The sequence below is a fragment of the Aeromonas sp. 603404 genome (assembly GCF_049171775.1).
Taxonomy (GTDB): domain Bacteria; phylum Pseudomonadota; class Gammaproteobacteria; order Enterobacterales; family Aeromonadaceae; genus Aeromonas; species Aeromonas veronii_A.
This window is the reverse complement of record NZ_JAAKPE010000004.1, coordinates 172815-191551: the sequence shown is the minus strand read 5'-3', so window position 1 is coordinate 191551 and position 18737 is coordinate 172815. Positions and strand designations below refer to the sequence as shown.

Sequence of the window (18737 nt, the reverse complement as noted above, 5' to 3'; positions counted from 1 at the left end):
TAAAAAACCTCGCCTTGGCGAGGTTTTTTATTAGCAACGAGATTGAGATCAGATAGCAAAGTCTTCCAGTGATTTGCCTGCTGCCACTGCGCTGGCAATGACCGAAGGCATACGGCCCTGGCCGGTCCAGGTTTTCTCTACGCCATTATCCTGATAGCGATATTTGGCCGGACGTGGCGCCCGCTTGCCTTTTTCTGATTTGCCGGGGTTGGTAGCGACAGCGCTTACCAATTCTGCCGGGTCAATACCGGCGGCTTTCAGCATTTCGCTATATTCGTTAATTTTCCGCAGATGCTCTTCACGGGCCTGACGCTCGGCAGCTTCATCTTGCTGACGTTCAGCAACGATAGTAGAGAGTTTTTCCAGTGCCTCTTCCAGTTGTTCCAGAGAAAGCTCGCGGCAGGTCGCACGCAGACTGCGGATATTAAGCAGTACCTTTAAAAATTCATTCATAGGAGTTACCACGTCGAGTCAGAGAAAAATATTATGTTCCAGCTGATTCTTGCTTGGTGATTTAAATAAGTCAAGCCGGGTTAAATATTATATCCGTGGGGAACATCAATACAGATATTTAATATGGCCTGCAATAGGCTTGGTGATTGGATGCCAATGAAGCCGCAGTAGGTGAAAATAGCGTCAAAGTTGGCGTTGTTGCATCATTTGACTACCATTTTCCGACCTTGATTTGTTTATTATGATTATTTAATCAAAAAACTTGCTATAAGCTGCCATCTCGATAAAATGTGCGGCGAATACCTTTAAGTAGAGGCGCGCTGCCTATGAGTATTTGTGCGGAGGGTGATGCCTGTGATGCACAAGGAAAGGAGTCAGCGCCGAAGTGGCCAGGCCATCATACCGGGCTGCTGGTTCTGCATCTAATAGGTGCAGGACTGCCATAGTCATCCACTATGGAGCGCTACCTGAAGGGGCTGAGGAGTATAACCTCCCCATAGGTTTTGTTTCTTTAGATCCTCTCGGTAGATCTCCACCTGTAATCTTTAGGTGCAAAGAGATCATGGACATTAGTCATTTCGCCGACTCCGGTTGGTCCGTTCTTCCCCCCCTGTTGGCTGTCGCGCTGGCGATCATGACCCGCCGCGTGCTGCTGTCCCTTGGTGTGGGCATCGTCACCGGCAGTTTGCTGCTCAATCAGTTTTCACCCCTCGAATCCCTGCATTACATGTTGAATACCGTGCTCAAGATCTTCTGGGTCGATGGCGCGCTCAATCGTGACAATGTCAACATGATCCTGTTTATGCTGCTGCTGGGTGGCCTCATCAGCCTGATGAGCGTCTCCGGGGCGACCCGTGCCTTTGCCGAGTGGGCCGAGCGTCGTGCCAAGACCCGCAAGGGCGCCAAAGCCCTGACTGGCATGATGGTGTTTGCCTTCTTTATCGATGACTTCTTCCACAGCCTGTCGGTGGGGGCCATCTGCCGTCCGGTGACCGACCGCTTCCAGATCTCTCGTGCCAAACTGGCCTATCTGCTGGACTCCACCGCGGCGCCGGTCTGCGTGCTGATGCCCATCTCCTCCTGGGGGGCTTATATCATCGCCCTGGTTGGCGGCATCATGGCGGCACACGGTCTGACCGAACAGAGCCCCATCGCGGCGTTTGTCGAGATGATCCCGATGAACCTTTACGCCGTCTTCACCCTGATCATGGTGCTGGTGGTGATCGCCTGTCAGCTCGATATCGGCCCGATGCGTCAACACGAAGCGTGGGCGCTGGAAGGCAAGCTGTGGGATGAGTCCAAGGGCCGCCCCATCGGTCTGGATATGGAGAGCCCGGAAGAGAGCAACGGCGGCATGATCGACATGGTATTGCCGATCCTGACCCTGACTGCGGCCACCATCTATTTCATGATTGATTCCGGTGCTGCGGTGCTGAGCGAGAAAGGGCTGCCGTTCAGCGTGCTCGGCTCGTTCGAAAACACCAACGTCGGCTCTTCGCTGGTCTACGGTGCCCTGTGCAGTCTGGTGGTCTCCATCGGTCTGGCGATGCGTCTGAAGCTGGGTGCCAAGAACTGGATCAAGGCCGCGCCACAAGGCGTCATGGCCATGCTGCCGGCCATCAACATCCTGCTGTTCGCCTGGACCATAGGTGCCGTGGTGCGTGATGTGGAGACTGGCAAGTACCTGGCTTCGCTGGCTAACGGCAACCTGCCGATCGAAGTGCTGCCTGCCGTGGTCTTTATCCTCTCCTGTGCTATGGCGTTTGCCACCGGCACCAGCTGGGGAACCTTCGGCATCATGCTGCCACTGGCCGGCGACATGGCTGCCGCCAGCGACATCAGCCTGATGTTGCCGATGCTGGCCGCGGTACTGGCTGGCTCGGTGTTCGGGGATCATAGCTCGCCCATCTCCAGCACCAGCATCCTCTCTGCCACCGGTGCCGGTTGCCATCACATCGATCACGTGATGACCCAGCTGCCTTATGCACTGGCCATTGCCTTCGGTGCGGCCATCGGTTACCTGGCGATGGGCTTGATGCACTCCAGCCTGGCCGGTTTCAGTGTCAGTGCCCTCTGGTTTGTGCTCTTTACCAGCTATCACCTGAAAAAGGCCAAAGCGCGGCCAGCGCTGGCCACCGCGTAACATTTATAGAGCAAGGGGCCCGCGGGCCCCTTGGTTTTGTCAGGGGCTTTGGTTAGCATGCGCCCCATAAATTCAGTTTCGGAACAGTATCATGGCTTCACTGCACTACAAATTTGCCACCATGAATTCAGGCAAATCCACCCAGCTCATTCAGGCGCACTTCAACTATCTGGAGCGGGGCATGCATCCTCTGGCGATGACGCCAGCCATCGATGACCGTTTCGGGGTCGGGGTGATCAGTGCCCGGGTAGGTCTTGAACTGAAGGTGGACGTGTTCAGCGACAGCTGTGATCTGTTTGAAATGGTGAAAGAGCGTCATGCGAAGAAACATATCGATGTCTTTATCGTGGACGAGGCCCAGTTCCTGACCCGTGAGCAGGTCTACCAGCTGGCCCGCATCGTCGATGAGCAGGATATTCCGGTGATGGCCTATGGCCTCAAGACCGATTTTCGCGGCGAGCTGTTCCCGGGCTCATACCATCTGCTCTGTCTGGCCGACAAGTTTGAAGAGCTGAAGAGCATCTGCTGGTGCGGCAACAAGGCTCACATGAACTCCCGGGTCAACGAAGCGGGTCAGGTGATGCGTGATGGCGAACAGGTGGAGATCGGCGGCAACGATCGCTATGTGTCGCTCTGTCGCAAACACTATCTCGAAGGTCGGGCCTACAAGTAAGTCGGCTGCGATATCTGAATAGTCGAGAAGGGTGCCAATCTGGCGCCCTTTTTATTTTCCCCAACTTGTATCGCTGTGGTTCAGTCGATCTCGATATCCACCGGCGCAATGATGGGGTCGGCCACCGGCAGGCGTTGAAACAGCTGGCGAAAATGGTGCTGCACCCGGCCTATATCGACCAGTGACATGCCGGAGGCAAAACCGAACCAGACATAGAGGCCGGTGAGATCGCGAAACATCGGCGGCAAATAGCGGGGAGCGGCAATCAGCCCCTCCAGATAGTGCTGATAGAGCACCGGAATGTCATCCAGCGTCACCTTGCCGACAAACAGCATCGGCAGGATCTCGGGCACCCCTTCCAGTACGGCGCTGCGGATAAAGTTGACCGTCTCCACATAGCCACGCACGTAGGAGAGATCCTTGGTAAAGCAGGCGCCGCCGCCCACCATGCCGCCACGAAAGACCCGCTGGGTGATCTTGTAGGCGTCGTGCTCGCTGGTGCCCTGCTGCACGAAGTGCTGAAACACCTCGATAAAATCGGCGCCGCGCTCGGCCATGTCGATGGCCATCACCCGATCGGAGATACGCTTGGCCCGATCCGGAAAGGAGCTGAAGGTGAGGGTCTCTATCAGGACGGCCAGCCCCTCCTGACAGGCGGTGATCCGCGGTGAACCAGCGCTCAGCCAGGTGGCATAGGGCTGCTGGCGACCGTTGAGGGTGGTGCCGACATGGACCCACCCCTCGTGTACCTCCAACACCTGCAAGTCCAGCTCGGAGAAATGGGCGTGGGAGTTGAGCTTGATGTAGTCGCCCCCGGCCGCGGCATCGGAGACAATCCCATCGCTCAGCTTTACCTGCACAGTGCCGTCACTGAAGTAGCTCGACAGCTTGCCCTGCAGTTTGGCGACCGCGGCTTCTCCTTCGAACTCCTTGGGGTAGGGGCGCACCAGATGGCGGGCGCCGGGCAGGGAGAAGATATCGCACAGGCGGGCGCCCAGCTCCTTGAGAGTCTTGCGATCCCCGCGCAGGTGATCGCTGGCAGAGCCATAAAGCAGCTGGCTGTAACGCTGAAAATCGGGTTGGCCGCGCTGGCGCAGCATCTCGATCACCACCATGTACTGATCAACCGTCTCTTGCAGGATCCGGCCAAGATCGTCCTGTGGCCCCAACTTTCTGCGGATCCGGTCCCGCAGCTCCTTGAGCTCCAGATACTTGTTGCGCGGATCGAAGCCGAGGGGGAGGGCATCATAGAAGTGCCTGTCGATAGCGGGCAGCTCCCTGCCACCGCTTGCCAGAAAGCGATCCTGCAGATGGCGTGGCCATTTGATGGCATCCAGAATGCGGATGGGTTTTTGCAGGGTGAGCAGCTCATCCGAGAGTGATTTCAGATGAAGGCGATACTTTTCTTGGATAGTCATGGGGCCCCCTGTGGGGCAAGCGTCATCGTGGATTTGGCTGAGTATATGCATAGCGCTTGCCAAAAAGAAGCGAGCCACAGGGTTATCGGGTTGGCGTGCTTTTTGTTGATAGCAAATTGGTTTAGACTGCGCCCCTTGATCCCAATCTTGTCGTGGAAATGATGAATATCCCCAGCTCCGAAATGATAATGCGTTGGTTGCAACAGGCTCGTATCGAGCACTATGTCTGCGACCAGTGTCACGGTATCCACATTGTCTCTTTGCAGTCGGTCGATGGTATTCAGGAGAGCCGGATCTTCGTGGAAGAGGAAGGCCTGCTGTTCTCCTCCGAGCTGGAAGTGCGCCCCTCCGCAATGCTGCCGCTGGTTGCCGAACTGGGCCGACTCAATATGCAGTACCCCTCCCTCAAGGTGTTCCTCGATATCATCGATGACAACCTGCCGCGGCTGGTGGTCGGCCACACCGTCTTTACCAAGGCCGGACTCAGCGTCGAGCAGTTCCTGCTGTTCGTGCAAAGCACCATCGCCGCAACCCACGAACTGGTTGCCGAATGCGAACGTTCCGGCTTCCTCAACCTGCCGGAAATCCAGGTCGCACCGGAATCTGTGCATTAAGTGTTCGAACGGTTCGTCATGTGAAAAAAGCCATTGACGCGGGTGGGGCTTTCCCCTAAATTACGCCCCGTTCCAGCGCAACAGCGCAGTGAGCACCGTGTTGGCTGAACACGTTAAACCCACAGACAAAAATTTGGTGAGGTGTCCGAGTGGCTGAAGGAGCACGCCTGGAAAGTGTGTATACGGCAACGTATCGAGGGTTCGAATCCCTCCCTCACCGCCACATTGCAAAGCCCTGATGGAAACATCAGGGCTTTTGTTTTATGGCGCAATCCAGAGCGGTTGTCAGCATAGGACTGCAAATCCTCATTGTTGATAGCCCAGCATCTGGTTGAGCCGATTGGCCAATTGGAATGAACAGCCGGAGTGATCTTGCTGCCGAACCCAAGCCTGATCCTGTCAAACTTGCTGTCGAATTCAGTTAAAGGGCCTCTCGCAAGAGAGGCCCTTTTCATTGCTCGCTGATTTGCCCTGCTCGGTACTTAAAAGGCATTCCGTGGTGATACCGGTTAATGCTCCACAGTCAGCGGATCCGGGAGCAGGTTCAGATGCTTGGTGATGGCCTGATAGAGCTGGGGGTAGTTATCGTCAAAATGATGTCCTCCCGGCAGGGTGATGCTGGTGACGTTGGGTTGGTTGAGACGGGGGCAGAGGCGGTCGCCGTCATCGTCATCGGCTCCTTGCAGGCAGAGCATCGGCAGGTCGCGGATGGTCTTCACCTGCGGTTCGGTCGGGTAGCTGCGGGCCTTGTGAGTCAACATATCGCTGACGTGGATCTCGAAATCCGAGCTGGTGGAGGGGGAGAGCATCACGGCCCCGACCAGCCGCTGACGATAGTGCTCCGGCAGCCGGTTGATGACGAAGGGGACAATCTCGGCACCAAACGAGAAACCGACCAGCAGCCAGCGGGGGCGCTGCCAGCGAGCCTGATAATCATCGAGGATCTGCTCCAGATCGGCGGTCACCTGCTCCGGGGTTTTTTTCTTCCAGTAGTAGGTGAGGGAGCTCCAGCCCACGACCGGCATGCCGTGCAGCTGAAACTGGGCGCTTAACCCCTTGTCGAGGGCCGCCCAGCCACCATCGCCGCTGAGAAAGATCACAATGGGGGCGTCGGATGGCTGCTTGACCGGCAGCTCAATCAGGCTCAGGTCATCCTTGACCGGGGCGGCGTGCGCCGCAAAAGACGAAACGGGCAGTACGAGACTGAGTAACAGCAAAATCAAGGCTCTCATTGGCCATGCTCCTATTTCTTGATCAGCCCCAACGGGCCGCGGCTAATCAGGGTGATCAGGTGAGTCAGGGTTCTGGGCAGTACCAGCTTGCTGCTGCAGAGCAGGTAGCGGGGTTCCCAGCGGGGCGAAAATTTCTCCTTGTAGCGTCTGAGCCCCTGGAAGTTGTAAAAACGGCTGCCACGCACAAACAGGGTATTGCCAAGGCGGGCCCAGTAGCTGTTGAGCGGGTGATCGTTGAAGCCGGACATGGGGGCCATCCCCAGATTGAAGCTGGCGTACCCTTGCGCCTTGCCCCACAGCAGCAGCTCGACAAAGAGAAAATCCATGATGGGGGCAGTACCGGTATCCAGGCTGTAGCGCATCAGATCGATGGAGAGCATCTCTTTGTTATCGCTCACCCAGAGGTTGGCAAAGCCAACGATTTGCCCTTCGTGCCACACCAGCGCAGCCGGGCTCAAGGTCAGGTAGTCTGGCTCGAAACGGCCGACCGAGAAGCCCTTCTCCTTGCCCATCTTGCTCTGCAGCCAGGTATCGGAGACGGTCTGCAATCTGGGCAGCAGGGGGGGCACGGTACTTGCCTCGACTACCTCGAAGGTCAACCCTTCCCGCTTGCCCTTGGCGTGGCTCTGGCGCAGGTTGCGCAGGCGGCTGCCCGCCAGATCGAAGGTAGCCAGATCGACCATCGCCTCTTCACCGAGCTTGAAGGGGATCAGCCCCAGCTCCAGATAGAGCGGAAGATAGCGGGCAGAGACCTGATAAAAGACCGGGTTGGCGTCGTGCTCGTCGCACCGCTCGCGAAATTGCCAGAGCAGCTCTTCGATCTGCTCGGGGCGACCGACGGGATCCCCCATCACAATCCAGCTGTTACCCTCTATGCCATACATCAGAAAGGCGTCACCGGCGGGGTGGAACAACAGGGACTTGTCCTGCAACTGGGCCAGATAGCCGTGGATCCCCCCTTCGCGCACCACCAGCTCGTGAGCGCGCGCCAGCGTCTCCTTGTCCGGTTTTTCACCGACTACGCGCAGCGGCGCAAGCAGCTGGGCAACCCCGGCCACGGCCAGCACGGCCACCACGCTCCCCATGGCGCGCAGGCCGCGGGCAGCCCCGCCGTGGGGCGAGAAGTGGAACCAGAGGGCGTGGTCATACTCCACCTGACGGTAGGAGAAGAGCAGCAGCCACAGCGCTCCCAGCAGCACGGCGCCGACTGAAATGAGCCAGCCCGGGGTGTACTGGGGATAGAGCAGCGACCCCTTGCGATAGAAGAGAGAACGGCAGGGGGTCATGATGAGCAGGACGCTGCCGAGCAGTAGGGCAGACTCCCAGTCACCGCCCTTGAGCAGGGAGAAGGCGATACCCAGAGCCAGCAGCAGCTGGGTGATGCGAAACGCGGCGTCGTGACGGCGATAGAGGCTGCGCGCCAGCAGGATCAGGAGGATACCGCTCACGCTGCCGAGCACGTGGGAGAGCTCCAGCAGATGGAGCGGCAACACCTGCAGCCACACCTCGATGTGGCTGCGCATGGTCGGGATCATCCCCGAGCAGAGCAGCAGGCTGCCGGCGGCGAAGGTGCCCATGCTGATAAGGGCAGGCAGAAATTCGCGCACCACGCTCATCAGCCCCTGTAGCCGCTGCCAGCGCGCTTTTTGTTGCAGCATCTCCTGACTCGCAAAGAGCAGCAAGGCACAGAGAAAGGGAAGCAGGTAATAGATGCAGCGGTAGAGTAGCAGCGAGGCGAGCAGCTTGTCGGCCTGCAGGTAGTGGGCCAGCAGCAGGCTCATGCTCGCTTCGAACACCCCAATCCCGCCCGGCACGTGGGCCAGTACCCCGAGGAAGCTGGCCAGCACGAAGGCACTGAGCAGCACGGGGTAGGGGACGCTATCTGCAGGCAACAGCACAAACAGCACTGCGGCGGCGGCCATCCAGTCGGCCAGCGCGACCAACAGTTGCAACAGACGAACCTTGAAGCCGGGCAGGATCAGGGTGTGTTCGCGCCAGGAGAGACGGTGTGTGGGCCAGCAGAGGTAGCAGGCCACCAACAGCAGAGCCATCATGCCCGCCAGCTTGAGCAGGGTATCTGCCCATTGCGGCCAGTCAGGCAGCAACTGTGATACATCGCAGGTCAGTAGGGCGCCACCTCCCCACGCCAGCAGGCCGAGGAAGAAGGTGATGGAGCAGAACAGCACCACGCGGGCCACTTCCCCGGTGGCGAGCCCCAGTGCGGAGTAGAGGCGATAGCGTACCGAGGTGCCGGTCAGCAGGGCAAATCCCAGGGTGTTGGAGAAGGTGTAGGCGATAAAGGAGGTGATGCTGACCTGTTGCCAGGGAAGGCGCTTGCCCAGCGCATGGAGCGCCAGCATGTCATAGCTGCAGAGGCAACTATAACTGAGCAGGGTCAGCAACAGGGCGCCCGCCAGTCGCGGCAGGGGTTGGGACCAGATGGCCACACGAATATCGTGCCAGTGCCATGTCTGGGTCAGGTGATACAGCACGGTCAGTGCGGTGCCGAGCAGCAGCAAGCTGCACAAGGGGCCGAGCCATTTAAGCAGATGACGCCACATGCCATGTTCCTGTGGTCATTGACCGTTTCCCGCAAAGGGGGAGCCGGGTCGTGGATCCGGTTTGGACGAGGGAGGCGCTCGTCAGGAAAATTTCGGGAAGAGATGGAAAGGGAGGCGTCAGCCTCCCTTGGTGCTATCAAGTGACCAGTTGGATCACTTGGTTTTCGGTGCAACTTTGACGGCAGGGGTCTTGGCGTGGGTGGCTTTATGGTGTTTTTTCACCACCTTGGTCTGGGTCGCCTGCGGTGTGGCTGTCTTGGTCGGGGTGGCCGCCATGGTCAAACCGGAGGTGAGGGCGAAGACGGCAGCCAGGGTCAGGGGAATGATCTTTTTCATGTTCAATTTCCTTATTCGGGTGGATGTTATGGAGCGTTCTCCATGACAGTCATCCTATGACGGTTGCTGCGACCCTTCAGTGAGCGGTTGGTGACGGTTTGTATCCAAATGTACAGGTAGGGTTAGGCAGAAGCGGGCGCCGTGGTCACTGGCCAGCAGCGCCACATCGCCCCCGTGATGACGAGCAATGCTGCGCACGATGGCCAACCCCAGCCCGGTGCCGCCGGTGCGACGATCCCGGCTCTGATCAAGGCGCACGAACGGCTCGAAGATCTGGGGCGCCAGCGCCGGATCGATCCCCGGTCCATCGTCGCTCACCTCCAGCAGATAGTTCTCCTGCAGCCGCGAGATGGAGAGGGTAACCTCGCTCTCGGCGTAGCGCAGGGCATTGCCGATGAGGTTCTCCACCGCGCGCGTCAGCAGACGCTGATCGCCGCACCAGGGCATGTGACGTGGCGGCAGATCGAGGGTGAGCTTCTTTTCGGGGGCCAGCGCTTGCCAGTCGCCGAGATGCGCTTGTGCCCAGTGGCTGAGCTCCAGCTCGTCTTGCTGCAGCGGCAGTTCGGGTCTATCCAGCTTGGCGTAAGTGAGCATCTCTTCGATCAGGGCGTCCAGCGCCCCCAGATCCCGCTCCAGCGCCTGCTGCTCCTGCTCGGCAGGGGCAGGATCGAGCATGGTAAGCCGATAGCGCAACCGGACCAGCGGGGTGCGCAACTCGTGGGCGATGGCATCGGTCAGTTGCTTGCGGCTGGCAATCATGGCCTGCAATTGGGTCGCCATTTGATCGAAGGTGCGTCCCACCCGGGCCAGACTGCTGCCCGGTGGCAGATTGGTTCGGCAGGAGAGATCCCCATCACCTACGCGACGTGCGGTTTGCTCCAACTGTTGCAAGCCGCGCCAGTGGGGACGCAGCCACAGAAGGATGGGTAGGCCGAGAGAGAGGCCGATCAGCAGCAGCAGTCCCACATCGACCCAGTGCAGCTCGTGCAGGTAGGAGAGATAGGGAACCGGGCCGACAATCAGCACCCGATCGGTATCGGGGATGCGCTGCAGGAAGGTGTCATCTTCCTCGACGATGACAATATTGCCAGCGGCCAGAAAGGCCTGATCCTCGCTGGCCAAGGGCTGGCGCACCAGCTCGCCGATCTTGAGGGGGAGGGTAAACTGACTGCTCTGCTCGGCCAGCCGATCGGGCCAGCGCTCTGGCGGGGTTCTTGCCAACTCGCCGGTCAACAGGCCAAGAGAGCCCTGCATCATGCGTTCGAGATAGCGATCACCCGCCCGTTCGGCGGTCACCTGATAGACCACGCCAACCAGCAGGATGGCCAAGGTGAAGCAGCCGATCAGCAACAGATAGAACTGGATAAAGAGACGGCGCATGGCGGTGCTCCCGAAAGAGGGTTATTCCCAGGCGTGGGGGACGAAGAGGTAGCCTTTCTGGCGCACCGTCTTGATCCGGGTCGGGTTGTCGGGGTTATCACCCAGTTTGCGGCGCAGGCGGGAGATGGCCACATCCATGCTGCGATCCTGACCGTCGTACTCCCGGCCGCGCAAGCTGCGAAAGAGGGCTTCCCGACTCAAGATTTGGCCCGCGTGGCAGGCGAGCTCCCACAGCAGATCAAAGTCGGCGGTCGAGAGAGCAATGCTCTCGCCATCGAGGCGCACATCTCGCCCCGGGCCATCCACCCGCAGCCGACCAAATTGCAGTTGCTGGGGAACGCTGCTGGTGGCTGCCGGTTGGGTTGATGCTTGCTGGTGCTGGCGAAACTGCACCCTCAGTCTGGCCAGTAGCACGGGGGGCGGGGTGGTTTTAAGGATGTAGTCGTTGGCGCCCAGCTCCAGACTCAGGATCTGGTTCATGTCGCTATCCAGCGAGGTGAGCATTACGATGGGGCCGTCGAAGCGCGGCCGCAGATCCCGACAGAGGGACATGCCATCCTGCCCCGGCAACATGATATCGAGCAGCACCAGATCGGGCTGTTCGGCCTCGACCCGAGCCAGCGCCATATCCCCTCTGGGCTCGAGGATCACGTCCATATCGTGGCGACCGAGCCAACTGCTGATGAGTTGGCCAATCTCGGGATCATCTTCGACAAAAAGAATGCGTTGCATAGAAAAGCTCCAACGGAAAGCAGGAGAGAAGAAGAGCGATCAGCATATCAATGGCGCTTGGGAAATACAGAAAAAGAACCGGGCAGGCTGATGTGTGGGGGAGTGTGGCTGTGTGTATCGATGAGGAGGCGCGAATCGTGACAAATGGGCGGAGCCGCGTTTATCGATCTAGAGGATGATGGCCTTGCAGACAAGGCATGGCACAGTCGATCGCAAAACAAAAAACCGGCCAAGGCCGGTTTTTCGCGGAGCAGACCAGAAGGTCACTGCACCAAGTCGATGGACGTCACCTTGCGGTGATTATCGACATAATAATGGGGTGGCTGATGGGGCTCGAACCCACGACAACCGGAATCACAATCCGGGACTCTACCAACTGAGCTACAGCCACCACTGAAATCTTCATCAACACTCGCCAATCCAGAAGAAAAGGAGAGCATCAATGGCGCGCCCTGCAGGATTCGAACCTGCGACCCACGGCTTAGAAGGCCGTTGCTCTATCCAACTGAGCTAAGGGCGCTTTGTACCAACACGTCTTAGGGACGAGTCGATGAACATGGTCGGTGATAAAGGATTCGAACCTTTGACCCTCTGGTCCCAAACCAGATGCGCTACCGGGCTGCGCTAATCACCGAAAATCCCTGACCAGCATATCGACATGAGTCGTACTGGGCAACGGGCGGGCATCATAGCCAAGCGTAAGGGCCAGCGTCAACGACTTTTTCCCCCAGTAAATTCAAGTGCCTACTTATTGCCCGCTACCGGTCTGGCGTGCGTCTGCCGCTAACATCCTAGCTAAAAAAATGCGACAATGCGCGGCAGTTGAACACATGGTGAGTGGAGAACGATGTCTGCCAAAATCATAGATGGAAAACAGGTTGCGCAAACGATTCGCAGCCAGGTCGCGGCGCAAGTCCAACAGCGGTTGGCGGCAGGGAAACGGGCTCCAGGGCTGGCAGTCATTCTGGTGGGGGCGGATCCCGCCTCTCAGGTCTATGTCGGCAGCAAACGTCGGGCGTGCGAGGAGGTGGGGTTTCTCTCCCGCTCCTATGACCTGAGTGCCACTGCCAGTCAGGAAGAGCTGCTGGCGCTGATTGATCAGCTGAATGCGGATAGCCACGTAGATGGCATTCTGGTTCAGTTGCCGTTGCCGGATCACTTTGATACCACTCAGGTGCTGGAGCGGATCCAGCCTGACAAGGATGTAGATGGATTTCACCCGTATAACGTCGGTCGTCTGGCCCAACGTATTCCGGCGCTGCGCCCCTGCACCCCGAAAGGGATCATGACACTGATCGAGACCACCGGCGTGAAGACACATGGTCTGCATGCGGTCGTGGTGGGTGCGTCTAACATAGTGGGGCGTCCCATGACCCTCGAATTGTTGCTGGCGGGCTGTACAACCACGACCTGTCACCGTTTTACCCGAGATTTGGAAGAGCAGGTACGCCGTGCCGATCTGCTGGTTGTTGCGGTCGGCAAGCCCAACTTCATCCCTGGCGAGTGGATCAAACCGGGGGCACTGGTAATCGATGTGGGCATCAATCGCCTGGCTGATGGTTCGCTGGTCGGTGATGTGGAGTTTGAGACGGCGCGCAGCCATGCCTCCTTCATTACCCCGGTACCCGGTGGCGTGGGCCCGATGACGGTCGCCAGCCTGATGGAAAATACCCTGATCGCCTGCAGTGAATATCACGACTGATCATGGCTGGTGATAACCCTGTGATCCCGTGAGGAGGCAGGGTTCGCCAGAAATCTGACAATAAAAAACCGGTTGCTCAGAGAGGAACCGGTTTTTTATTTATCCAACGGGTGTTATTTACATATTTTGTGCTTCGTTTGGCACAATCACAGAGGCGTGATTTCCTTTCGGCCCCTGTTGCAGTTCAAAATTGACAGCCTGACCCGCTTTCAGGGTCTTGTAGCCCTCCATTTGAATCGTGGAGTAGTGAGCGAAGATATCCTCACCGCCCCCTTCCGGACAGATAAACCCAAATCCTTTTGCGTTGTTAAACCACTTAACTGTGCCGGTTGCCATACTTCTACATCCTTTTATTGATTACCCAGAAGTCGTTGAGTAACCTGCGCCAGCCCTTTATAACTAGGGACATGGGCCCATAGCAGACGGGCACAGATTAGCAAGTAACCAATCTAGTCTAACTTTTGAGCGAGTCAAGAAGTTGTTAACAGCTGATGTGATCTGGTTAACAAGTCTATTGACAACCTTGTGTTAGACGGTAGTAATCTAGAGGTACCAAAGCGCGATTATGAGCAAGCAGAAAGAACTCTTTGCTAATGAAGAGATTGCAGAAGCAGAGAAAACAAAGCTGCAGCCGCCACCCATGTATAAGGTTGTGTTGAACAACGATGACTACACGCCCATGGAGTTTGTGGTGGAGGTGCTGCAAAAGTTCTTTGGTATGGATTTGGACAAGGCGACTCAAGTCATGCTGAGTGTGCATTATAGTGGTAAGGGTGTCTGCGGCATGTTTACCGCAGAGATCGCCGAAACCAAGGTTGTCCAAGTCAACACCTATGCACGTAACAACGAACATCCACTGCTCTGTACTATGGAAAAGGCTTGAATCTGATGACTTGATGGCGAGTGTGACACCACATTGTAGCTGTACTAGGGGAGGTGCCTATGTTGAATAAAGATCTAGAAAAGACGCTGAACGAGGCTTTCAAACTGGCCCGTGACGAGCGCCACGAATTCATGACCGTCGAGCACCTGTTGTTAGCCCTTCTGGATAACAGTTCAGCCCATGAGGCGCTGAGCTCTTGTGGTGCCGATGTTGAGCAGATGCGCAAGGAGATCCGCGCATTCATCACCCAAACTACTCCGCTCATACCGCGCGACGATGAAGATCGTGAAACCCAGCCGACACTGGGCTTCCAGCGCGTGTTGCAGCGTGCCGTCTTCCATGTGCAATCCTCCGGCAATACCGAAGTCAGCGGTGCCAACGTGCTGGTCGCTATCTTCAGTGAACAGGAGTCACAAGCAGCCTATTTCCTGAAAAAAGCCGAGATCAGCCGTCTCGACGTCGTCAATTTCCTCTCCCACGGGGTGCGCAAGGACAGCAAGCCTGATCTCGGCAGCAATAACAATCCCGAGTCTGATGATGATGTCTCGGCCGCACAGATCGAGAGTTTTGCCACCAACCTGAACCAGCTGGTGCTGGAAGGGCGCATCGATCCGCTGATTGGCCGTGATCAGGAGCTCAATCGTACCATTCAGGTGCTCTGCCGCCGTCGCAAGAACAACCCGCTGCTGGTGGGTGAAGCCGGCGTGGGCAAAACAGCCATTGCCGAAGGGTTGGCCTATCGCATCGTCAAGGGGGATGTCCCCGAGGTGATTGCGGGCAGTACCATCTATTCGCTGGATATGGGTTCTCTGCTGGCGGGCACTAAATACCGTGGTGATTTCGAGAAGCGCCTCAAGGTACTGCTCAAGCAGATTGAGCGTCAGGAAGGGGCCATCCTCTTTATCGACGAGATCCATACCATCATTGGTGCCGGTGCGGCATCCGGTGGTCAGCTGGATGCGGCCAACCTGATCAAGCCGCTGCTCTCCAATGGTTTGCTCCGTTGTGTGGGATCCACCACTTATCAGGAGTATGCCCAGATCTTCGAGAAAGACCGTGCGCTGGCCCGCCGCTTCCAGAAGATCGATATTGTCGAGCCGACTATCGATGACACCACTCGCATCCTGATGGGGCTCAAGAGTCGCTATGAAGCTCACCACGGCGTACGCTATACCGCCAAGGCGATCCGTGCAGCTGCCGAGCTCTCTGCCAAGTACATCAATGATCGTCACCTACCCGACAAGGCGATCGATGTGATCGACGAGGCGGGCGCCGGTCAACGGTTGTTGCCGGCGAGCAAGCGCAAGAAAGTGATCAATGTGCAGGAAATTGAGTCCATTGTGGCCAAGATCGCTCGCATTCCGGAAAAATCAGTCTCCTCTTCAGATAAAGAAGTACTGAAGAACTTGGAACGCAATCTGAAGATGGTGGTCTTTGGTCAGGATAAAGCCATCGAGGTGCTGACCGATGCGATTCGCCTCTCTCGTTCAGGTTTGGGTAACGAGCGTCGCCCGGTTGGTTGCTTCCTGTTTGCCGGTCCTACCGGTGTTGGTAAAACAGAGGTGACCCAGCAGTTGGGCAAGGCATTGGGTGTCGAGATGCTGCGCTTTGATATGTCCGAGTACATGGAACGCCACACCGTCTCACGCCTGATTGGTGCGCCTCCCGGCTATGTCGGTTTTGAGCAGGGGGGTCTGCTGACTGATGCGGTGATCAAGCATCCTCATTCCGTTGTGTTGCTTGACGAAATTGAGAAAGCTCACCCGGACGTATTCAATCTGCTGTTGCAGGTGATGGACAACGGCACCCTGACCGACAACAACGGGCGCAAGGCGGATTTCCGTAACGTGATTTTGGTCATGACTACCAACGCCGGTGTGCAGGAGACCCAGCGTAAATCGATTGGCTTCCAGCAACAGGATTTGAGCCACGATGCCATGGCGGTGATCAACAAGACCTTCAGTCCGGAGTTTCGCAACCGGCTTGATCACACCATCTGGTTCAACCATCTGGATATGACGGTGATCCATCAGGTGGTCGACAAGTTCATTGTAGAATTGCAGGTTCAACTGGATGCGAAGGGAGTTTCTCTCGAGGTGTCCGAGCGTGCCCGCCACTGGTTGGCGGAGAAGGGGTATGACAGAGCCATGGGCGCCAGACCGATGGGTCGGGTAATCCAGGAGCACCTCAAGAAACCCCTGGCCAACGAGATCCTGTTCGGTTCACTGGTTGACGGGGGAATTGTGAAGGTTGAGTTGGTAAATGACAGCCTCAGCTTTGATTTTCAGGTCAATGTTGAAGCTGTTTCCCACTAAGCGTCAGTGATCAGAAAACGACAAAAAACCCCAACCGAAAGGTTGGGGTTTTTTGCTGAATTCCTGGCTTAGCGAGAGCGGAAAACAATACGTCCCTTGGAGAGATCGTAGGGAGTCAGTGCTACCGTTACTTTGTCTCCAGTCAGGATACGAATGTAGTTTTTGCGCATCTTGCCTGAAATATGAGCGATAACCACGTGACCATTCTCCAGTTCCACACGGAACATGGTATTGGGCAGGGTTTCGAGAATAGTGCCCTGCATCTCAATACTGTCTTCTTTAGCCATTGAATCCTCTTGATAAGCCACAACAAAAAACCGCTGGATCATGCCGGATTTAAGGCTATGTGTAAAGTTTACTCGGGCTTGGTGTCGATATTTTTCCATTCCCCCTGAATTAACAGCTCGTGAGGGAGGTAATTGCGTTTGTAATTCATCTTGCGACACGCCTCTACCAGATAGCCAAGATAGAGCCAGCTTCGCCCGGTTCTCCTGGCCAGATCGAGCTGGCAGAGGATGGCAAAGGTGCCCAGGGAGCGATCGGCATAATCCGGATCGAAGAAGGTGTACATGGCGCTCAAGGAGTGGGGCAGCAGGTCTGTGGTGGCGACACCGATCAGGCGGCCCTCTTTGCGCATCTCCAGGTAGAGCGGCGGCATCCAGTCACAATGGAGAAACCCGCGATACTGACTGCGGTTGGGGGGATACATGCTGCCATCCTGATGGCGTTCGCGGATATAACGTTCGTAGAGCAGGTAATACTCGGGTTTGTCATCATAGCTCAGGACGATCTCGATATCCCTGTTGAGCTGGCGGATCCGCTTCTGGCCACGGCTGGGACGAAAGCGTTCGCTGTGAATACGAAGGGACTGGCAGGCATGGCACGCCGGGCAGTGGGGGCGATAGATGTCGTTGCCACTGCGGCGAAAACCGGCAGTCAACAATCGCTCGTAACCGTTGGCGTTGAGCAGATTGTGATCCATCAGCACCAGCAATTGCTCCTGTTCATGGTCCAGATAACTGCAGGGATGCTTGGGAGTCAGCCCTACTTTGAGGATCACTTCTTCAGTCATAAGCTGATCTCCCCCTCTCGCCAGCAGGAAGCCAATAGTGGTTGATGGCCAAGGCGCGCCAGCTCAGCCAGAAAACGGGCCCTTGGCCACTCCTCGATACCCAGGGTCGCCAGAAACGGGTTTTGCATCTGGCAATCGATAAGTGCTCCACCATGGCGTGAAAAGTGGCGACAGAGTGCCACCATGGCAAGTTTGGCGCCGTTATCAATCCGGCTGAACATGGATTCACCGCAAAACAGTCGGCCGATAGAGAGGCCATACAGTCCCGCTTGCAGCTCTCCCTCCTGCCAGATCTCGATAGAGTGGGCATGACCCAGCCGGTGCAACTGCTGGTAGGCCTCGATCATGGGCTGGCTGATCCAGGTGCCATCGGCAGTGCGACGAGGGGCGGCGCAGGCGGTAATGACTTCATTAAAGGCGCGATTGACAGAAATATCGAATGGGGTTCGACGGATAATCTTCTGCAGTGTCCGTCCCACATGGAGTTGGTCTGGGCGGATCACTCCGCGGGGATCCGGTGACCACCACAGGGTCGGCTGGTGGGGTTCATTCCACGGGAAGATCCCCTTGTGATAAGCTGCCAGCAATCTGGCAGGGGAGAGATCCCCGCCGATCGCCAGCAAGCCGTTGGGCTCTTCCAGCGCATGGCTGGGGTCGGGAAACCAGCAAAGCTCATCATCCAGTTGGGTAAGATAGCGAGACATAAGGCAACGAGGTTCATAGATGAAGGCCATTATCCTGATAGTATCCAGCTTGCTCTGCTTTGTCACTGCGCCCGCCGGGGCGGAGGTCTACCAGCGCAATACCGCGCGGCCAGTCAATCAGGTGGTGTTTGGTCAGGTCGAAACGGTGCGCAATATTACCCAGCGCCAGATCCTGGAGTCAGAGCACTCTGGCTGGAAGACGCTGGGGGGGGCTGTGTTGGGCGGCCTGCTGGGGAACCAGTTTGGCGGCGGTCATGGCCGTGAAATCGCCACCGCCGTCGGGGCGCTCGCGGGTGCTGCGGCTGCGCAGCAATACCAGTCCGGGGGAACCGTGGTGGAAAACAAGTTGGTGGAGCTGCTGATCCGCAACGAGCAAAATGCCCTTATCAACGTGATCCAGGATTATGATCCCGCCATGGTCTTTACCAACGGGGACAAGGTGCGCATTCTCTACTTCGATGATGGGGTGCGGGTCGACAAGACCTACTGACTTTCGATAGTCATGGTGATGGGGAGACT

General features: G+C 57.3%; 18 protein-coding genes, 4 tRNA genes and 1 riboswitch. Of the genes, 8 read left to right on the top strand and 14 right to left on the bottom strand.

Annotated features, from left to right (window positions below; translation table 11 throughout):
• Positions 1-48: 48 nt before the first annotated feature.
• Entirely contained in the window at positions 49-453 is a 405-nt protein-coding gene (locus G5306_RS08155; protein ID WP_279490670.1) for an H-NS family nucleoid-associated regulatory protein, read from the bottom strand.
• A 302-nt stretch (positions 454-755) separates the two neighbouring features.
• Positions 756-927: riboswitch (Lysine riboswitch) on the top strand.
• 88 nt (positions 928-1015) lie between these two features.
• Between G5306_RS08155 and G5306_RS08150 the strand changes: the two genes are divergently transcribed.
• Together G5306_RS08150 and G5306_RS08145 are read left to right on the top strand one after the other, a co-directional pair.
• Positions 1016-2596 carry a Na+/H+ antiporter NhaC family protein gene (locus G5306_RS08150; protein ID WP_421206536.1) on the top strand — a complete coding sequence of 527 codons (1581 nt, stop codon included), beginning with the start codon at positions 1016-1018 and terminating at the stop codon, positions 2594-2596.
• A 91-nt stretch (positions 2597-2687) separates the two neighbouring features.
• Complete coding sequence (locus G5306_RS08145; RefSeq protein ID WP_005337121.1) at positions 2688-3269, top strand: thymidine kinase; 582 nt, start codon at positions 2688-2690, stop codon at positions 3267-3269.
• A gap of 80 nt (positions 3270-3349) precedes the next feature.
• Here the strand turns inward: G5306_RS08145 and G5306_RS08140 are convergent, their stop codons facing one another.
• Positions 3350-4687 carry a flavohemoglobin expression-modulating QEGLA motif protein gene (locus tag G5306_RS08140; protein ID WP_421312701.1) on the bottom strand — a complete coding sequence of 446 codons (1338 nt, stop codon included), beginning with the start codon at positions 4685-4687 and terminating at the stop codon, positions 3350-3352.
• 158 nt (positions 4688-4845) lie between these two features.
• Between G5306_RS08140 and G5306_RS08135 the strand changes: the two genes are divergently transcribed.
• Positions 4846-5301: a YbjN domain-containing protein gene (locus G5306_RS08135; protein ID WP_005337119.1), complete on the top strand. Its 456-nt coding sequence runs from the start codon at positions 4846-4848 to the stop codon at positions 5299-5301.
• Between the two features lie 135 nt (positions 5302-5436).
• A tRNA-Ser gene (locus tag G5306_RS08130) sits at positions 5437-5524 on the top strand.
• Positions 5525-5810: 286 nt separating this feature from the next.
• On the opposite strand, the gene G5306_RS08125 is transcribed toward G5306_RS08130, so the two are convergent.
• From G5306_RS08125 to G5306_RS08090, 8 genes are all read right to left on the bottom strand, one after another.
• The gene (locus tag G5306_RS08125; protein WP_421312700.1) at positions 5811-6533 is read right to left on the bottom strand and encodes an AcvB/VirJ family lysyl-phosphatidylglycerol hydrolase; all 723 of its coding nucleotides are present in this window, start codon (positions 6531-6533) and stop codon (positions 5811-5813) included.
• An 11-nt stretch (positions 6534-6544) separates the two neighbouring features.
• Positions 6545-9094 carry a bifunctional lysylphosphatidylglycerol flippase/synthetase MprF gene (gene mprF, locus G5306_RS08120; protein WP_421312699.1) on the bottom strand — a complete coding sequence of 850 codons (2550 nt, stop codon included), beginning with the start codon at positions 9092-9094 and terminating at the stop codon, positions 6545-6547.
• Between the two features lie 153 nt (positions 9095-9247).
• Entirely contained in the window at positions 9248-9430 is a 183-nt protein-coding gene (locus tag G5306_RS08115; protein ID WP_421312698.1) for a hypothetical protein, read from the bottom strand.
• A 54-nt stretch (positions 9431-9484) separates the two neighbouring features.
• Positions 9485-10810, bottom strand: a complete 1326-nt coding sequence (gene rstB, locus G5306_RS08110; protein WP_421312697.1) for a two-component system sensor histidine kinase RstB — start codon at positions 10808-10810, stop codon at positions 9485-9487.
• A 21-nt stretch (positions 10811-10831) separates the two neighbouring features.
• Positions 10832-11542 (bottom strand): two-component system response regulator RstA, encoded by a 711-nt coding sequence (gene rstA, locus G5306_RS08105; protein WP_021230547.1) that lies wholly within the window; start codon positions 11540-11542, stop codon positions 10832-10834.
• Between the two features lie 315 nt (positions 11543-11857).
• Positions 11858-11933: transfer RNA gene (locus G5306_RS08100), tRNA-His, on the bottom strand.
• Positions 11934-11985: 52 nt separating this feature from the next.
• Positions 11986-12062, bottom strand: a tRNA-Arg gene (locus G5306_RS08095).
• Positions 12063-12099: 37 nt separating this feature from the next.
• Positions 12100-12176: transfer RNA gene (locus tag G5306_RS08090), tRNA-Pro, on the bottom strand.
• 213 nt (positions 12177-12389) lie between these two features.
• Here G5306_RS08090 and folD point away from each other — a divergent pair.
• The gene (folD, locus tag G5306_RS08085; RefSeq protein WP_005337113.1) at positions 12390-13244 is read left to right on the top strand and encodes a bifunctional methylenetetrahydrofolate dehydrogenase/methenyltetrahydrofolate cyclohydrolase FolD; all 855 of its coding nucleotides are present in this window, start codon (positions 12390-12392) and stop codon (positions 13242-13244) included.
• 117 nt (positions 13245-13361) lie between these two features.
• Here the strand turns inward: folD and cspD are convergent, their stop codons facing one another.
• Positions 13362-13580: a cold shock-like protein CspD gene (gene cspD / locus G5306_RS08080; protein WP_005300025.1), complete on the bottom strand. Its 219-nt coding sequence runs from the start codon at positions 13578-13580 to the stop codon at positions 13362-13364.
• Between the two features lie 229 nt (positions 13581-13809).
• Between cspD and clpS the strand changes: the two genes are divergently transcribed.
• Both clpS and clpA read left to right on the top strand, forming a co-directional pair.
• Positions 13810-14127, top strand: a complete 318-nt coding sequence (gene clpS, locus G5306_RS08075; RefSeq protein WP_005337111.1) for an ATP-dependent Clp protease adapter ClpS — start codon at positions 13810-13812, stop codon at positions 14125-14127.
• Between the two features lie 59 nt (positions 14128-14186).
• Positions 14187-16442: an ATP-dependent Clp protease ATP-binding subunit ClpA gene (gene clpA / locus G5306_RS08070; protein ID WP_005337110.1), complete on the top strand. Its 2256-nt coding sequence runs from the start codon at positions 14187-14189 to the stop codon at positions 16440-16442.
• A 68-nt stretch (positions 16443-16510) separates the two neighbouring features.
• Here the strand turns inward: clpA and infA are convergent, their stop codons facing one another.
• The 3 genes from infA to aat form a co-directional block, all read right to left on the bottom strand.
• Positions 16511-16729: a translation initiation factor IF-1 gene (infA, locus tag G5306_RS08065; RefSeq protein WP_005300033.1), complete on the bottom strand. Its 219-nt coding sequence runs from the start codon at positions 16727-16729 to the stop codon at positions 16511-16513.
• A 68-nt stretch (positions 16730-16797) separates the two neighbouring features.
• The gene (locus tag G5306_RS08060) at positions 16798-17514 is read right to left on the bottom strand and encodes an arginyltransferase (protein ID WP_216950965.1); all 717 of its coding nucleotides are present in this window, start codon (positions 17512-17514) and stop codon (positions 16798-16800) included.
• A complete protein-coding gene (aat, locus tag G5306_RS08055; RefSeq protein ID WP_257697061.1) occupies positions 17511-18218 on the bottom strand; it encodes a leucyl/phenylalanyl-tRNA--protein transferase in 708 nt (235 codons plus the stop codon). The genes G5306_RS08060 and aat overlap by 4 nt, the downstream gene beginning before the upstream one ends.
• A gap of 19 nt (positions 18219-18237) precedes the next feature.
• Here aat and G5306_RS08050 point away from each other — a divergent pair, with 19 nt between their 5' ends.
• The gene (locus G5306_RS08050; protein ID WP_058059142.1) at positions 18238-18708 is read left to right on the top strand and encodes a glycine zipper 2TM domain-containing protein; all 471 of its coding nucleotides are present in this window, start codon (positions 18238-18240) and stop codon (positions 18706-18708) included.
• Positions 18709-18737: the final 29 nt, after the last annotated feature.

Bases quoted from the DNA above. Each gene is read 5' to 3' on its own strand.
- aat (WP_257697061.1), bottom strand. From the start codon at position 18,218: ATGTCTCGCTATCTTACCCAACTGGATGATGAGCTTTGCTGGTTTCCC.
- G5306_RS08135 (WP_005337119.1), top strand. From the start codon at position 4,846: ATGATGAATATCCCCAGCTCCGAAATGATAATGCGTTGGTTGCAACAG.
- rstA (WP_021230547.1), bottom strand. From the start codon at position 11,542: ATGCAACGCATTCTTTTTGTCGAAGATGATCCCGAGATTGGCCAACTC.
- G5306_RS08125 (WP_421312700.1), bottom strand. From the start codon at position 6,533: ATGAGAGCCTTGATTTTGCTGTTACTCAGTCTCGTACTGCCCGTTTCG.
- clpS (WP_005337111.1), top strand. From the start codon at position 13,810: ATGAGCAAGCAGAAAGAACTCTTTGCTAATGAAGAGATTGCAGAAGCA.
- clpA (WP_005337110.1), top strand. From the start codon at position 14,187: ATGTTGAATAAAGATCTAGAAAAGACGCTGAACGAGGCTTTCAAACTG.
- G5306_RS08060 (WP_216950965.1), bottom strand. From the start codon at position 17,514: ATGACTGAAGAAGTGATCCTCAAAGTAGGGCTGACTCCCAAGCATCCC.
- G5306_RS08050 (WP_058059142.1), top strand. From the start codon at position 18,238: ATGAAGGCCATTATCCTGATAGTATCCAGCTTGCTCTGCTTTGTCACT.
- G5306_RS08140 (WP_421312701.1), bottom strand. From the start codon at position 4,687: ATGACTATCCAAGAAAAGTATCGCCTTCATCTGAAATCACTCTCGGAT.
- G5306_RS08115 (WP_421312698.1), bottom strand. From the start codon at position 9,430: ATGAAAAAGATCATTCCCCTGACCCTGGCTGCCGTCTTCGCCCTCACC.
- G5306_RS08150 (WP_421206536.1), top strand. From the start codon at position 1,016: ATGGACATTAGTCATTTCGCCGACTCCGGTTGGTCCGTTCTTCCCCCC.
- cspD (WP_005300025.1), bottom strand. From the start codon at position 13,580: ATGGCAACCGGCACAGTTAAGTGGTTTAACAACGCAAAAGGATTTGGG.
- folD (WP_005337113.1), top strand. From the start codon at position 12,390: ATGTCTGCCAAAATCATAGATGGAAAACAGGTTGCGCAAACGATTCGC.
- infA (WP_005300033.1), bottom strand. From the start codon at position 16,729: ATGGCTAAAGAAGACAGTATTGAGATGCAGGGCACTATTCTCGAAACC.
- mprF (WP_421312699.1), bottom strand. From the start codon at position 9,094: ATGTGGCGTCATCTGCTTAAATGGCTCGGCCCCTTGTGCAGCTTGCTG.
- G5306_RS08145 (WP_005337121.1), top strand. From the start codon at position 2,688: ATGGCTTCACTGCACTACAAATTTGCCACCATGAATTCAGGCAAATCC.
- rstB (WP_421312697.1), bottom strand. From the start codon at position 10,810: ATGCGCCGTCTCTTTATCCAGTTCTATCTGTTGCTGATCGGCTGCTTC.
- G5306_RS08155 (WP_279490670.1), bottom strand. From the start codon at position 453: ATGAATGAATTTTTAAAGGTACTGCTTAATATCCGCAGTCTGCGTGCG.